Raw genomic sequence first — 13,470 nt, 5'->3', positions numbered from 1 at the left:
GGAACTCGTCGGACTCACGCCGTGAGCATACGAACTCACCCCCGGTGTACAAAAGTCGCCAGGAAGCTCCGAGGGGATTCAGCCAAGCACGGCGATGCACTGGCGGCACTGGGCGATCAGCTCTCCCTCTTCGGACCACAGCTCCTGGAGGTCCTCCGCGAAGCCCTCACCGGCCCAGCGGGAGACGCCCGTGCGGAGGTAGTGCTCGCCTGGCCGGTCCCCTGGGCGAGGCAGCGCGTGGAAGAAGTGGACGGTGAAGTCCACGCTGGCCACGGGCCGCAGCTCCGAGAGCGAGCACAGGACCGAGGGAGGGTACGCGTCCAGCAGCCCCACACAGAGCGCGGCGTCCAGAGCCAGGGGCTCTCCCTTCGGGCGGATCCACCCACCCAGCCGGGGCTCGGAGGCCGAGTACGGCGCCGAGCCCACGCAGAAGCGGTACTCGAAGAACTGGCAGAAGGTGGGCATCGGCACCTCCTCGGGCACCACGCTGACCTCGCTGGGGGCAGGCGCCACGGGCCGCTTCGCGTCGAGATAGCGAGGGGTGGTAGGGCGAGGAGTGCCGAAGGTGGCGGTGGCGAAGGACACCACGCCGGCGGCGTTCTCGGTGCGGGCGGTAGCATGGGTGACGAGCTTGCCGGAGCGCTCGATGCGCACGCGGACCTCCGCCTCGCCCTCGGTGGCGGGGGCGCAGAAGTGCACGGTGAACGAGCGCAGCGGACGGTCGGGATCCGCCACCACGTGCTCCATGGCGCGCAGGATCTGCCCGGCCACCACGCCGCCGTAGGCGCCACGACCCTGGTACCAGGGGGCCTCGAAGCGGCTGCGGTAGCGCCCCTCTCCCAAGGGCGTGACATGGGTGGCAGCGAGGAACGGAGCGATCATGGGGTGAGGGGTAGCACGAGACTGGGCGAGGCGCAGAAGCGTTTGGAGCGCGAGCGGCTCAGCGGGCTGGCAGTTCCCTGAAGGCGATGTCCTGCTCGTAGCCCAAGCGCCGCACCGCCTCCACGAAGCGCTCGGTACCGATGATCATCGTCATGAAGTTGGCCAACCGGAACACATCCAGGTCCTCTGGCAGTGTGGCCGCGTTCAGCAGGGGTTTCTCCGGCCAATCGAAGCCATCCCGCTCGCATTGGGGACAAGGCGGGGGGCGTTCCGGCAAACAGTCTGGGTGAAGCGCGCCCCGGGGCAGCAGCTCCATCTCCAGCAGTTCTGGTGGGTTCTTCTTGCGAAAGCGCAGCGCCGTTCGGCAGCCCTTCAAGCCCCTCAAACCCTCCGCCTGCAGCCGCTCCAGAGGCTCGCGCCGCACCAACAGCTCCCACGCGTGAGCCAAGACCAGCGGGCCAAACTCCCCCCAGGCCCGGCCATTCATGGGACCAAACTTGGTCCCTGGCCAAAGGGGTACACCGGCAGGTACCAGCGGGCGCACCTGCTCCTTCAGCCGCTTAAACTCCTCGTAGTTCTCCTCGACTCGCGGCAAGTACTTCTTTTGCTCCTCGGGCGGAAGATAAGACAGATCCACCGAGGGGTAGGCACCTCCCGTGGAGGACCACGTGGCCTTGCAGACCGAGCATTGCACCCCGGGCAGTCCCCATTGGTGCCCGTAGTCGTACCCGCCCGAGTACTTTGGGTCCGGGACACCATCCAGCAGGTAGAACCTCATGTTTGCTCAATACCCTGGAGGCAGTGGAGGTGGCGGGCTCTTAAACCGCATGACCGGGCCGAACAGCTCGAACTCGTAAATGAGCTGGCCCGCGTATTTGTGGATCTCCTCTCTCGTCGCCGTTGCCCTCCTCGCTTGGATGAACCTATCCCATGCGTCATTCCACGGGCCCCCTTTAGCTCCCCGGTGGATGCTCCGGTGTTTCTCCACCCCCAGGAGGATGACGTACTCGTCAATGTTGATGCCTTTTTCAGTGAACCATCCCTTGAACATCCTGGGGAAGATGTGGTGCTGCCCGTGGGGCTTTCTCCGCTCCTTCGCCGCCTCGTCCAGCATCTGCTGCTGACTGGGCAGCAGCGGCGGCCGGTGCCTCCACGGGATGATGAACACAGGCCGCGTGTCCTGCGGCAATTCCTGTGCGCTTCCCCAATTGCGCTGGGCTCCTGCTGCGGGGTTAGGCAACACCGCAGCCGCCCCGCGCGCCAGCACCACGCGCCCCAGAGCCAGGTGCTCCTTCACCTCCTCGCACCGGTACAGCCCGCACTGCTCGCCAGCGCACAGCGCTATCAGGCGACTGGGGTTCGCACAGGCCTCCTCGGCGAGCACAGCTTCCGCAGCCGTCTCGCAGCCCGGCTCCTCACTTGCCAGCGGTGCCGTTGCACACGCCGCCAGCGCCACTGCCGCCAGAAGCCACTTTCTCTTGGCCAAATCACCGCTCATCGCAGCGAGAGCCTATCCCACCGCCCCCAAGAGCCCCGGAGTCTTCCTTACGCCTTCACCCCACGGCACTGCACGTCCACCACCAGTTGGAAGAAGCAGTCCTGGCACATGAGCGGATCCCACGCATGCTGCGCGTAGAAGTCACTGTCAGGCGTGCACAGCTTCACCACGCCGCACACGGAGCAGCGGCACAGCTGCATCCTCCGGTCTTCGTCCGGCCGCGCATGCGTCGCGATGCGAGCGATGCGGCCGTAGGTCTCTTTCAGCTCGCCGGGGCGCGACTCACCCCCCGGTTCGCCGGAACCTGCCGAGACAGGTGTCCGCGAGGAACCCCTGCTGTTGAACAACCCTCTCACCTGCGTCCAACGCGAAGCCCACCAGTGCGCCAGGTTCATGAATCGCTCCCCTCGTGAGTACACCGCGCCCCCTGCAGAGAGGCCCTGGCCCCGATGACCAGGACGCGCGGAGGCTGTGCTAGCTTTCCTACGTGGGAGGTTACCTCGCACTGTCCCTACCTACAAGATGGTTGATGCTCGCCGTTCTCTTGGCCGCCCACAGCGCCGCAGCCCAACCTGCGCCCCCTCGCGCCCTGCGACAGCGCGATGTCACCGTGGCGGGCTCAGGTGCTCCCGTCCCCGAAGTCCACCTGGCACCAGACCTGCGCACCCTGCTGAGCTTCGATGCCGACATCGACAAGGACTCGGTCGTCCTGGATGCCACGCGCGTGCAACTGGTGGATGCCGGCGCGCGCTCTCTCGTCCTTCAGCTTCGGGTGAAGCTCGACGCCCATGAACGGCTGTGGCTCAGCGTCCGCTTCCGGGACGACAGCACGCCGCAGGAGGCCCTGCTCGCGCTCGTGTCGCGGCCCTCCGAGGTGGACCTCCAAGTGAACATCTCCCGGCACATCCAGACGCTCGCCGCGTGCCAGGCGGAGCTCGCCCAGGCCCAGGCTCAGGCAGGGGCGGGCACCCTGGCGGACCTTGTCGTCTCGGGTGTGCTCGATGAGCACGGCCTCTCCACCAGCCCACTCACTATCACGGAGGTCCAGGACGCGAATCGCTCCAGTCTCAAGGTCAGCGGGTGGGTGCACGCGGGGCCTGGGTGGTTCGTGCTTGCCCTGCGCATTCCCCAGCCGCCCAGCGGGCAGCCCTGGGAATTTCAAGAGGCCTCGCTCACGGCCCCAGCAACCACCCCAAACCAGCTCACGGTGCGCGGGGTGCGCGCGAAGCGCATGCTGCCCCGGCCCGAGGCCCTGGTCGTGGTCGACGTCCTGAGCCCTGAACCGCCAGCCCGAGGCGAATATATTCTGTCTCTGAAGGTGCCCTCCCAAGAGCAGCCCGCCATGACCCTGACTTTCATGTTTCCCCGCCTCTCGGGCGACGATCGCGCGAGCCCCGCTGAGCCCGCGCCATGAAGGGGTCCCCTCCCCACCTCATCCACCCGGGCTTCTTGAGCCCCGGGGCCATGGTGGACAGCTTCCGCCTCGAGCAGCGGCTGTCCAGCGGGGGCTTTGGTGTCGTCTATCTCGCGACGCGCCAGGGCCGGAGCTACGCGCTGAAGTTCGCCCTGCGCCGGGCGGCCAGCGCACCTCATGACAGGAAGCGTACCGACGACCGGATGAAGCGGGAGCTGGCGTGTCTGCTCCGGCTCCAGCACCGCCATATCGTCAGGGTCCTGGCCCATGGGCGCTGGCCAGATCTGGAGGATGGGTACTTCTACCTCGTCATGGAGTTCGTGCAGGGGGACACCTTGCGCGTGTGGGCCCTGCGCCACCGCCCCACCCTGCGTCAGGCGCTGCGGCTCTTCATCGCGCTCGCGGATGCGCTCGGCACTGCGCACCAGCAGGGCATCTTCCACCGCGACCTCAAGCCCGCCAATATCCTCGTGCGCCCCAATGGAGAGCCCGTCATCGTGGATTGGGGCGCGGGGGACTATGCGCACTCCACGCCGCTCACCCAGGAGCACCTTCCGCCAGGCACGCCTGTCTATCGCAGCCCGGAGTCCCTGCACTTCGCCCGGCTGCACGCGGAGGACCCTGAAGCCCGGTACGAGTTCCAACCGGCGGACGACCTCTATGCGCTGGGCGTCACCTTCTACGAGTTGCTGACCGGCCAGAGCCCCTTCTTCTCCGCCGCCGAGCGCCAGCGCCTCGATGCAGAGATCGAGCTGCGCATCCCCACACCACCGCATGAGCTCCACCCCTTCCTGCCCGTGACATTGAGCCAGGCGGTGATGCGGCTGTTGTCCAAGGATCCCCGCCAGCGGCACGCCACCGCCGAGGCGCTGGAGCGCGATCTGGGCAGCCTGGACGACGGGAGCGCCGCATGGGAGGCGCTGTTGCCAGCACCGGCCGGGAGCGAAGAGCCAGACGTGTCCGCGGAAGCAGGCCCGCCTCAGCTTGCACGCCTCCCCCGAAGGCTCGCGTGGGGCGCGGTCCTGGCGGGGGGCCTCGGAGGCCTGGCGCTGGCCGCCAGTTCCCTCTCCTCCTGGATGCGACCCGTGGCGCCAATGTCCCCTCCGCCTTCCGAAGCTTCCAAAGCCTCCCTGGCCCCTGGCTCGTCACCCGTCACTGAGCCACCTTCCCCCTCCACCAGCGCCCTGCCCCCACCTGCCACGCGCAAGGACGATCCTCCCATGAAGAAGCGCCAGACCCTCTCTCCCGACGCGAAGCGCGCTCCTGCCCCCGGCTCCCCCGAGTGGTGCCTGCTGGTCCCCGCTGCCGTGGCGGCCATGAACACAGCGTGCGCCACCATGCAGGCCACACCTCCCCCAGGAGACTGTCCGCCCAAGATTGTCGCCGCCATGATTGAGCGGCAGTGGTTCCCCTATGCCGAAGCCCCGGATACGGGATCCCCGTTCCTCGTCTTTCTCGACGCCTCACGGCCTAACACAGAAGATGTGGTGGCCCTCCGCAGCGGGGAGGTGGTCAGCCGTGTGTATAAGAGCCAGCTCGAAGACCTCCCCAAAGGAACGCTCCTCCACGGTCGGCTCTGGATTCCAGTCCAAGGGAACGCGTGGGCCCGTTGGACCGAGGCGGAGCTTCCGGATGGCCGCAAGCTGCCGGTCTGCTTCATCTCCATGCCCATTGAGCGGTGGAAGAACGATCGTGAGGGCTCCGATGACGGTCCCTTCCTCCGTAACCTCCTCCAGAGCCGTCCGGCCAAACGGTGGGAGCAGCAATTCAAGTACTATGATTTGTAAAGCCCCTTGACACGGAGCGCCGCAGCGCGAGGCCTGCTCCTACTCACCAGGTCACTCGCGCACGAGGCACGCCCACGGTAGTCTCCCGCCCGCGCCGCCGAGCGAAGGAGCCTGCCCATGTCCAAGAAGAAGCCCGCCGCGACAGCCCCTGGAGCGTTCCTCTTCAGCGTGGATGAAGTGAGCTATGAGCACCTCCAGGAGCTGGGCGAGGGCCCCCGGGGCGAGCGGCTGCTGCTGGCGCGGGTCCACCGCCAGGGCCGGGTGGGCGAGCAGGTGGTGCTCAAGACCGTTGCCGCGGAGGCTTCACCCAAGGCGCGCCGGAGGCTGGTGGAGGAGGCGCAGCTGGCCACCCGGCTCTCGCACCCGGCCATCGCCCGCCTGTACGCGCTGCACGAGCACGCGGGCACCCTCTACGCCGTCACGGAGTACGTCGAGGGAGACTCCGTGGACGCGCTCTTCAACGACGCGTTGCTGTGCGGACGCTACTGCTCCGAGACGTTCGTGCTCCACGTGGGCGCCGAGGTGGCCAGCGCCCTGCACCACGCCCATACGCTCACGGATGCGCGGGGAGCACCACTGGGCATCATCCACCGAGGCCTCCACCCCGACCGCATCCGCATCGGCCCGCGGGGGCAGGTGAAGTTGCTGGACTTCGGGCTGGCGCGCTCCCAGCTCAGCGGCCGGCAGACGTCCTCGCGGGCCCGCGTGGGCGGGCGCGATGTCTATGCCTCGCCCGAGCAGATCCTCCGCCGGTCCATGGATGGGCGCTCGGACCTCTTCGCGCTGGGACTGATCCTGTTGGAGCTGCTGACGGGCCAGCACCTGCTCTGGCGGGAGGAGGAGGTGGACCTGCGGCAGCTGGGCAAGGATCTGGCCCTGCTGCCTCCAGAAGCACTGGGGGCGGTGGAGGGGTTCGTTCAGGAGCTGGGGGTACGCCAGCACGTCCTGGCAGGCCAGGAGCTGGATCAGCTCCTCCAGCGCGTCCGCTCCCTGAACTTCGACGAGGTGGAGCGGGCCGCCCGCGAGGTTCCCGAGCCCACGCGCTTCATCCTCCACAAGCTGCTCCGGCCGGAGCCCTCGGAGCGCTACGCGAGCGCCGCGGAGCTGGAGCAAGCGCTGCGCCAGCGCCTGCGTGCCCTCGGCCATCGAGGGGCCTCGGACGTGGCGGAAGAGGTGTTCCAGCTCAAGGCCGAGGCCGCCGGTCTGGCTCGGGAGTGGCTCATGCCGCTGGCGGCAGCGTCGGACTCTGACGCTGGAGTTGATCCCGATCAGGTTTCCACACAGCCCTGACCTGACGCGCACCGAGACACACGCCCGTGCGGGGACAAGCGTGTGCTAACCGCCGCGCACTGGCAGTTGCTGGAAGGCGAGGTCCTGCGCGTAGCTCAGGCGCTGCACCGCCTCCACGAAGCGCTCGGTGACGATGACCCTCATGAAGTCGGCCAGCCGGAACAGGTCCAGGTCTTGCGGCAGCGTGGACGCGTCCAGGACAGGCTCCTCCGGCCAGCTCGCGCTGCCCCCCTTGCATTGAGGACAAGGAGGAGTGAGCTCTGGCAGGCAGCCGGGGTGCAGTCTGCCCCGAAGCAGCAACTCCATTTCGAGGAACTCCGGCGGGTTCTTCTTGCGGAAGCGCAGCGCCGTACGGCACCCCTTCAAGCCCTTCAGGCCCTCCGCCTGCAAGCGCTCCATGGGCTCGCGCCGCATCAACGGCTCCCACACGTAGAACAGCACCAGCGGGCCAAACTCCCCCTGGGCTCGGCCAATCAAAGGGCCGAACTGCGTCCCGGGCCAGAGCCGAGCGCCTGGAGGCACCAGCGGGCGCACCTGCTCGCGCAACCGCTCGAATTCCTCATAGTTCTCCTCGACCCGCGGCAGATATTTCCTCTGCTCCTCGGCAGGCAGCTGGGACAGATCCACCGACGGATAGGTCTCTCCTGTGGATGCCCAGGTGTCGTTGCACATAGGGCAATGAACCCCGGGCAGGCCCCATTGATGCCCGAAGTCGTATCCACCCGAGCACTGCGGATTCTCAACCCTCTTCAGCCAGTAGAACTGCATGGCACTTCAATATCCCAGAGGCAGCGGCGGTAACTGACTTCTGAACCGCATGACTGGGCCGAACAGCTCAAACTCATAGATGAGCTGGCCCGCATACTTGTGGATCTCCTCTTTTGGCACTCTGTCACTGCTGCGCTTATTGATGAACCGAGCCCAGGCATCGTTCCACGGTCCACCGTTCGCCCCCCGATGGATGCTCCGATGCTTCTCCACCTCCAGGAGAATGACGTACTCGTCGATATCGATGCCTTGCTGGGTAAACCAGGACCTGAACATCCTGGGGAAGATGTGGTGCTGCTCGTGGGGCTTTCTCCGCTCCTTCGCCGCCTCGTCCAGCATCTGCTGCTGACTGGGCAGCAGCGGCGGCCGGTGCCTCCACGGGATGATGAACACAGGCCGCGTGTCCCGCGGCAACTCCTGCGCGCTCCCCCAGTTGCGCTGGGCTCCTGCCGTGGGGTTGGGCAACACCGCAGCCGCCCCGCGCGCCAGCACCACGCGCCCCAGCACCAGGAACTCCTTCACCTCCCTGCACCGGTACAGCCCGCATTGCTCGCCGGCGCACAGCGGCACCAGGCGGCTCTCGTCCGCGCACGCCTCCTCGGAGAGAGCGACCTCGGCTGCCTCTTCGCAGCCCGGGCCCTCGCTCCCCAACGGCGTGGTCGCGCAGGCCGCCAGCGCCACTGCCGCCAGCAGCCACTTCCATCGACTGGAGGGGTTGTTCATCGCGTCAGGGGCACCCAGCTCCAGCTCCGCTCCCCCGCTCAGGCGAGCTGCTTCGCCAGCCGCTCGGCCTGCTCGCGCTGCTCCGGCTCCAGCGTCGCGACGCGCGACAGCAGGTCCTTCGTCAGCTCCTTCGCCCGGGCCTTGTCGCCCAGCTTCACGCACGCCAGGGCCAGGTTGAGCCGCGGCTCGGGACGCTCCGGATCGCGGCGGTGCGCTTCCTCCAGCGCATCCCTGCCCTCGCGGATCGTCTCCACCTCCGGCCCACGCATCAGCAGCAGACCCAGGTTGTTCGGCGCCCGCCAGTCGTCCGGATCCAGCTCCGCCGCCGCGCGCCACGCCGCCTGCGCCCCATCGATGTCCGGAGGATTCATGGCCTCGTACACCATGGCCTCCACCGAGCGGCTCTGCCCCGTGGCCATCCCGCGCTCGGCCAGCGCGTGGCACAGCGACAGCGCGTCGCCCAGCCGTCCCTGCGCCATCCGGAACCGCGCCAGGTTGCCAATCGCACTCGGGTGGTTGGGCTGCGCCTTCGCCAGCTGCTCGGCCACCTCGGCCGCGCCGTTGATGTCACCCTTGCCCGCCAGCACGTTGCTCAGCTGCTCCAGCATGTGCGGCTCGTCCGGGAACGCCTTCAAGCCCGAGCGCAGGATGTCCTCCGCCGCCTCCAGCTCGCCACCCGCCTGCAGCGCCACCGACATCACCACGTACGAGGGGATGTGCCCCGGGTTGAGCTTGAGCGACGTCTCCAGGTGCTCGAAGGCGCCCTTCAGCTCGCCCATCGCGAACAGCACCCGCGCCAGCTGGAAGTGGTACACGCCCACCTCCGGCTCCATCTCCACCGCCTTCACCAGCGCCTTCTTGGCCAGCTCGTTCTGCCCAGCCTCGGTGAGGAAGTAGCCCACGCCGTAGAGCGCCTCGGCGCGCGGCGGATCCTCCGCGAGCTTCATGTAGATGGCGCCGGCCTGCTCGAACTCGCCCTTCTGCATGTGGAGCGCGGCGCGCACCAGCTGAGCATCCGCTTCGTCATCCGCGGTGCCGCCCGCCACCTTCTGCAGGAGCGACTCGGCCAGCGGCTCATCGCCCTCGAGGGCCGCCACCTTCGCCAGCGCCAGCAGCGCGCGGCGATCGTTGGGGTCCTTCATGAGGGCAGCCTGCGCCTCGTTGCGACCCTTCTCGATGTCGCCTTGCTTCAGGAGCTTCTCAAAGTTGGGAGTGCTCATGCTTCTCCAAATAGCAGAGGGCCCACTCCGCTAGGAAGTGGGCCCTCAGGAATGAAAGCGACCGCTGGGCCTCAGCTTACCAGCCGCTGAACACCTTCTTGAGCGCGCCGCCCACCGCGCTGCCCACGGCCTTCACGCCGTCGGCGATCTTGCTACCCACGTCCTTCACGGCGTCAGCGGCGCCCTTGAACACCTCGCCCACCTTGCTGCCGATGTTCTTCACGAACTCCACCGGCTTCTTGAAGACGTTCTTGACCGCGTCGCCGATCTTCTTGAAGTTGATGTCGACGTTGAAGCCCAGCTTGAAGCCGATGCCGAGCGCCGCGCCCAGCTCGAAGCGCGCCTTGAAGCGGCCGTTCTCCAGCTTCACGGAGGCGTTGGCGGACACACCCACGCCGGCCCAGGCCTCGGCCTTGCCACCGACGCCGCCGTACTCACCCAGGCTCACCTTGCCCTCGACGCCAGCCTTGGCGCCCACGAAGGCATCGCCGCCCACCTCGAGCCCGTACTTGCCGTTCACCGGGTCGATGGTCAGGTCACCCGAGGCGTTCGCCTTGGCGCCCACCCACGCGTGGCCCTGGCCCTCGGCCGACAGAGGCCCGAGCTTGGCGCGGAAGTCCGCCGCCGCGTCGATCAGCGTGGCCTGCGCGTGCACCTCGCCGTGCGCCTTGAGGGCGCCGTTCTCGAAGGCCACCGAGCCGCTGCCGTTCACGCCGGCCTCGAGGAAGCTGGCGCGGTAGTTGCCGGACGCGATGCCGTTCGGGTCGCCGAAGCTGCCCTCGGTCTTCGCGTACGCCACGCTCTTCTCGAAGCTGCCGCTCTTCTCGTACTTGGGCAGCTTGCCCAGCAGACCCGCCAGCGCGCCGCCGAGGCCCTTGGAGGGCAGCTTCGGGGTGTTCATCGCGCGGTCAGTGGAGTAGCTCTTGTTCCAGTTCTTGTTGATCTCGTTGCCCCGCTCGAACGTGCTCTGCAGCCGGTCCGGCAGGCCAGAGGACTTCTGCTGAGCGACAGTGTTCTGCGCGGGAGCCTGGGTGGCGGGCTTGTCCTGCGTAGCAGGACGATTGATCAGGCCCGAGCCGGAAGAGTTCGTAGAGCGGATGGACATGGACAGCAACCTCGTTGGAATGAGTCAGTGTACGGATTATCGCACGCTTCCCGATACGGTTGCTCCTGATCCGGCCGATCTGGCTTCCATAACGACTGATAGGGTTCTCCACCCCTGAGGACCATTACAGCCAGGCGGCAAACCAGCGGGCGATGAACTCCATCGAAACGGCCAGCACCAAGAAGATCACGCCGATGATGGCCCGGGTGAAGTCCAGAGGGTGGAGGCCGGTTTCCAGCACGGACTCGGTGGGATCCTGGGGGTTGTAGGCGACCTGGACGGTCTGCCCGGGCAGGTAACGCGCCAGGGTGGCCTGGACCTGCTTCTCGTTGCTGGTCTCGGTGGGGCCGAGCCTTACAACCGTCGAGCCGATATGGACTCGACCTACTGAATATTCGTAATGGATCCGGGCCTCATAGTGGATGCGGGTGCCGCCGCCGGACTCTTCGGGCACGGGCCGCTGGTGCTGGAGCTCCTCGGTGGAGACGACCGTGCCCTGGGCCCGAGGCCACTTCTGGGTGCGGGAGGACTTCCAGGCATCGCGAAGCCCGGCCACGAGCAGCCCTACGCCCACGGCGGCGAACACCGCACAGAAGAAGTGGATCAGCATCCAGATCAGCGACACGCGGCTACCCTAGCAGAGAGGCACCGCGCGACGACTCGCCGAATGCTCGGGACGTTACCCTACCCGGTGCCAGTCGATGGGAGGCTGCCCTCGGAGCATGAGCGCCTCATTGATGCGGCTGAACGGGCGGCTGCCGAAGAAGCCTCCCGAGGCCGAGAGCGGCGAGGGGTGCGGAGACTCGAGGACTTCATGACGCTGCGTGTCGATGAGCTTCCGCTTCTTGCGCGCGTAGTTCCCCCAGAGCAGGAACACCACCGGCTCCGGCTTCGCGTTCACCGCCCGGATGACTGCGTCCGTGAACTCCTCCCAGCCCTGGCCCTCGTGGCTGTTGGCCTCGCCCTGGCGCACGGTCAGCACGGCGTTGAGCAGCAGCACGCCCTGCTCCGCCCAAGGTACCAGCGAGCCGCTCGTGCGCAGGGGCGGCCCCAGGTCGCTCTGCAGCTCCTTGAAGATGTTCACCAGGGAGGGCGGCAGGGGCACTCCCGGCTTCACCGAGAAAGCCAGCCCGTGCGCCTGACCTGGCCCGTGGTACGGGTCCTGCCCCAGCAGCAGTACCCGGACATGGGCGTAGGGCGTCAGCCGGAACGCGGAGAAGAGCTCCTCCTCCGAGGGATAGACGATGGCCTTGCGGCGCTCGGCCTCCACGAAGCGCTCGAGCTTCCGGAACGAGGGCGACTCCAGCGACTCCCTCAACACCTCACTCCAATCCGCCGGTAGGTTCTCCCGCATACACCCTCCCCTAGAGGTCCCATCCAAGCATGAGGACGTAGCAGGTAGGGTAAAAAAGCGGCGCGGAGGCGTTCACCGCCGGGCGTTGACAAGCTCGTTGCTGGACGGAGAGGGAGGGAGGCAGCAGAGTCACGGGAGTCCCGTGGAGATACCTTGAATCCCTCCGAGGCGCACGGCCCCGTGTCGGCCGAGCCCCGCGTCCCCACCGAGCCGCTCCCCCGCCTCTTCTGGCGCTTCCTGCGCTTCGGGCTGCTGGCGTGGGGCGGCCCCGTCGCGCAGATCGCCATGGTCCGCCAGGAGCTGGTGGAGGAAGAGAAGTGGGTCAGCGCCGCCCACTTCAACCGGGCCCTCGCCCTGTACCAGGTGCTCCCCGGCCCCGAGGCCCATGAGCTGTGCGTCTACTTCGGCATGCTCTCCCGAGGCCGCGTGGGCGGGCTGCTGGCCGGCCTGGGCTTCATGCTCCCTGGACTCCTGCTCATGCTCCTGTGCTCGTGGCTCTATGTGCACTTCGGGCTGGGTTCACCCTGGGTGAAGGCCGCCTTCACGATGGTGCAGGCCGCCGTCGCCGCCCTCATCGTCCGCGCCGTCCACCGCATCGGCGGCCACTCGCTCACGTCGCGCCCGTTGCTCGCCATCGCCGGGCTGGCCGCAGTGGCCCAGCTGCTCGGGGTGCACTTCGCCCTCACGCTCATCTGGGCCGGCCTCACCACCGTACTTCTCCAGGCAGGCTCGCGCGCGGGAGCACTGGCCCTCACCGCCGCGTGCGCCACGGGCGTGGGCCTGTTCCTCGCCTTCCATGCCCCCGAGAGCGCCGCGCCGCTCACCGCCTCGGCCGCCGCTCCCAACGGAGCGCCTCCGAGCACGCTCTCCCTGCTCGTCTCCGGCCTGCGCGCCGGCCTGCTGACCTTCGGTGGCGCTTACACCGCCATCCCCTTCCTCCAGAATGACGCGGTGGCTCGGGGCGGGTGGATGACCGATGCGCAGTTCCTCGATGGGCTCGCGCTTGGCGGAGTGCTGCCTTCTCCTTTGATCATCTTCGGCACCTTCGTGGGCTACCTCGGAGGCGGCTTGGCCGGAGCCCTGGCGATCACCGCCGGCATCTTCGCCCCGGCCTTCGGGCTGACGCTGCTCGCCCATGACCCGCTGGAGCGCATGCTCCACCACCCGCGCGCCCGCGTCTTCCTCGAGGGCGTCACTGTGGGCGTCGTGGGCCTCATTGGTGGCACCGCGCTCCCCTTGCTGCGCGCCGCCGTGCATGACGTGCCCACCGGGCTCGTCTTCGCCGTGGCCCTCGCCGTCCTCTTCCGCTCCAAGGCCCGGCTGACCCCCATGGCCGTCATCGCCTTGGCGGCCGTGGCCGGCCTGGGGTTGCACGCGCTCGGGAGGATGTAGGCCGCCCCTCCCCTCGGCAGGGAAGCGACCACGGGAT

14 protein-coding genes are annotated in these 13,470 nt (G+C 67.9%); 4 read left to right on the top strand and 10 right to left on the bottom strand.

All coding sequences use genetic code 11. From position 1 onward, the window contains the following. Positions 1-78: 78 nt before the first annotated feature. Genes DB31_RS04390 through DB31_RS48585 form a run of 4 tightly spaced genes read right to left on the bottom strand, consistent with a single transcriptional unit; the run spans position 79 to position 2,775 of the window. On the bottom strand, positions 79-882 hold the full coding sequence (locus DB31_RS04390; RefSeq protein ID WP_044182694.1) for an acyl-CoA thioesterase: 804 nt from the start codon (positions 880-882) through the stop codon (positions 79-81). Between the two features lie 58 nt (positions 883-940). Continuing rightward, entirely contained in the window at positions 941-1,660 is a 720-nt protein-coding gene (gene sitI6, locus DB31_RS04385; RefSeq protein ID WP_044182691.1) for a SitI6 family double-CXXCG motif immunity protein, read from the bottom strand. A 6-nt stretch (positions 1,661-1,666) separates the two neighbouring features. Continuing rightward, on the bottom strand, positions 1,667-2,380 hold the full coding sequence (gene sitA6, locus DB31_RS44500; RefSeq protein WP_083968009.1) for a SitA6 family polymorphic toxin lipoprotein: 714 nt from the start codon (positions 2,378-2,380) through the stop codon (positions 1,667-1,669). A gap of 47 nt (positions 2,381-2,427) precedes the next feature. Beyond that, entirely contained in the window at positions 2,428-2,775 is a 348-nt protein-coding gene (locus DB31_RS48585) for a hypothetical protein (protein ID WP_157231828.1), read from the bottom strand. 134 nt (positions 2,776-2,909) lie between these two features. On the opposite strand from DB31_RS48585, the gene DB31_RS04370 reads away from it, so the two are divergent. The 3 genes from DB31_RS04370 (at position 2,910) to DB31_RS04360 (ending at position 6,871) form a co-directional block, all read left to right on the top strand. Continuing rightward, complete coding sequence (locus DB31_RS04370; protein ID WP_044182689.1) at positions 2,910-3,794, top strand: DUF2381 family protein; 885 nt, start codon at positions 2,910-2,912, stop codon at positions 3,792-3,794. Further along, entirely contained in the window at positions 3,791-5,581 is a 1,791-nt protein-coding gene (locus DB31_RS44495; protein ID WP_052419707.1) for a serine/threonine protein kinase, read from the top strand. The genes DB31_RS04370 and DB31_RS44495 overlap by 4 nt, the downstream gene beginning before the upstream one ends. A 117-nt stretch (positions 5,582-5,698) precedes the next feature. After that, a complete protein-coding gene (locus DB31_RS04360; protein WP_052419706.1) occupies positions 5,699-6,871 on the top strand; it encodes a serine/threonine protein kinase in 1,173 nt (390 codons plus the stop codon). 45 nt (positions 6,872-6,916) lie between these two features. Here the strand turns inward: DB31_RS04360 and sitI6 (DB31_RS04355) are convergent, their stop codons facing one another. The 6 genes from sitI6 (DB31_RS04355) to ung all read right to left on the bottom strand — a co-directional run bounded on the left by sitI6 (DB31_RS04355) (position 6,917) and on the right by ung (position 12,041). Next, a complete protein-coding gene (gene sitI6, locus DB31_RS04355; RefSeq protein ID WP_044182685.1) occupies positions 6,917-7,639 on the bottom strand; it encodes a SitI6 family double-CXXCG motif immunity protein in 723 nt (240 codons plus the stop codon). Between the two features lie 6 nt (positions 7,640-7,645). Continuing rightward, positions 7,646-8,362: a SitA6 family polymorphic toxin lipoprotein gene (gene sitA6, locus DB31_RS04350; protein WP_052419705.1), complete on the bottom strand. Its 717-nt coding sequence runs from the start codon at positions 8,360-8,362 to the stop codon at positions 7,646-7,648. Positions 8,363-8,400: 38 nt separating this feature from the next. Beyond that, entirely contained in the window at positions 8,401-9,582 is a 1,182-nt protein-coding gene (locus DB31_RS51175; RefSeq protein WP_044182683.1) for a tetratricopeptide repeat protein, read from the bottom strand. 76 nt (positions 9,583-9,658) lie between these two features. Further along, positions 9,659-10,687, bottom strand: coding sequence for a hypothetical protein (locus tag DB31_RS04340; protein ID WP_063769190.1), 1,029 nt, complete (start codon positions 10,685-10,687; stop codon positions 9,659-9,661). Positions 10,688-10,811: 124 nt separating this feature from the next. Beyond that, a complete protein-coding gene (locus DB31_RS04335; protein WP_044182681.1) occupies positions 10,812-11,312 on the bottom strand; it encodes a DUF3592 domain-containing protein in 501 nt (166 codons plus the stop codon). 54 nt (positions 11,313-11,366) lie between these two features. Beyond that, positions 11,367-12,041, bottom strand: a complete 675-nt coding sequence (gene ung, locus DB31_RS04330; RefSeq protein WP_044182679.1) for a uracil-DNA glycosylase — start codon at positions 12,039-12,041, stop codon at positions 11,367-11,369. A 153-nt stretch (positions 12,042-12,194) separates the two neighbouring features. Here ung and chrA point away from each other — a divergent pair, with 153 nt between their 5' ends. Continuing rightward, a complete protein-coding gene (gene chrA / locus DB31_RS04325; protein WP_240486523.1) occupies positions 12,195-13,433 on the top strand; it encodes a chromate efflux transporter in 1,239 nt (412 codons plus the stop codon). Positions 13,434-13,470 lie beyond the last annotated feature (37 nt).

The organism is Hyalangium minutum (assembly GCF_000737315.1).
GTDB classification, from domain to species: Bacteria; Myxococcota; Myxococcia; order Myxococcales; family Myxococcaceae; genus Hyalangium; species Hyalangium minutum.
The sequence above is the reverse complement of the archived record's forward strand: the minus strand, read 5'-3'. Positions and strand labels throughout refer to the sequence as shown.

Excerpts from the sequence above, each read along its gene's own strand:
- DB31_RS04390 (WP_044182694.1), bottom strand. The coding sequence starts at position 882 with ATGATCGCTCCGTTCCTCGCTGCCACCCATGTCACGCCCTTGGGAGAG.
- sitI6 (WP_044182691.1), bottom strand. The coding sequence starts at position 1,660 with ATGAGGTTCTACCTGCTGGATGGTGTCCCGGACCCAAAGTACTCGGGC.
- sitA6 (WP_083968009.1), bottom strand. The coding sequence starts at position 2,380 with ATGAGCGGTGATTTGGCCAAGAGAAAGTGGCTTCTGGCGGCAGTGGCG.
- DB31_RS48585 (WP_157231828.1), bottom strand. The coding sequence starts at position 2,775 with ATGAACCTGGCGCACTGGTGGGCTTCGCGTTGGACGCAGGTGAGAGGG.
- DB31_RS04370 (WP_044182689.1), top strand. The coding sequence starts at position 2,910 with ATGCTCGCCGTTCTCTTGGCCGCCCACAGCGCCGCAGCCCAACCTGCG.
- DB31_RS44495 (WP_052419707.1), top strand. The coding sequence starts at position 3,791 with ATGAAGGGGTCCCCTCCCCACCTCATCCACCCGGGCTTCTTGAGCCCC.
- DB31_RS04360 (WP_052419706.1), top strand. The coding sequence starts at position 5,699 with ATGTCCAAGAAGAAGCCCGCCGCGACAGCCCCTGGAGCGTTCCTCTTC.
- sitI6 (WP_044182685.1), bottom strand. The coding sequence starts at position 7,639 with ATGCAGTTCTACTGGCTGAAGAGGGTTGAGAATCCGCAGTGCTCGGGT.
- sitA6 (WP_052419705.1), bottom strand. The coding sequence starts at position 8,362 with ATGAACAACCCCTCCAGTCGATGGAAGTGGCTGCTGGCGGCAGTGGCG.
- DB31_RS51175 (WP_044182683.1), bottom strand. The coding sequence starts at position 9,582 with ATGAGCACTCCCAACTTTGAGAAGCTCCTGAAGCAAGGCGACATCGAG.
- DB31_RS04340 (WP_063769190.1), bottom strand. The coding sequence starts at position 10,687 with ATGTCCATCCGCTCTACGAACTCTTCCGGCTCGGGCCTGATCAATCGT.
- ung (WP_044182679.1), bottom strand. The coding sequence starts at position 12,041 with ATGCGGGAGAACCTACCGGCGGATTGGAGTGAGGTGTTGAGGGAGTCG.